The following is a 229-nucleotide window of genomic DNA, read 5'->3' on the forward strand; positions in this document are numbered from 1 at the left end:
GCGACATGGGGATGGCGAGAAGGAAGACAGTGATCGAGGCGGACACGTCGGCGCCCGCGATACGGAATCGTCCGCCGCGATGCGGCGGTGGCGGGCTGTGAGGTCGCTTGACCCCCGATGACCGGGGAGGTCGCGAGCTGCGGGATGAGTGGTCATGACGAGTGGGGACGCAGGCAGACATGTTTCCCGTCTCCTCCGGGGCAGCGCGGTCGCGGAACGTGGGACGCGG

At 69.0% G+C, this 229-nt stretch carries 1 protein-coding gene; it reads right to left on the minus strand.

What is annotated here, in order from left to right; all coding sequences use genetic code 11:
• Positions 1-181 (minus strand): hypothetical protein (locus tag G3I42_RS37290; RefSeq protein WP_239096183.1); only part of this gene is annotated, 181 nt, incomplete at its 3' end.
• Positions 182-229 lie beyond the last annotated feature (48 nt).

The sequence above is a fragment of the Streptomyces sp. SID11385 genome (assembly GCF_010548245.1).
In the GTDB taxonomy this organism is placed as follows: domain Bacteria; phylum Actinomycetota; class Actinomycetes; order Streptomycetales; family Streptomycetaceae; genus Streptomyces.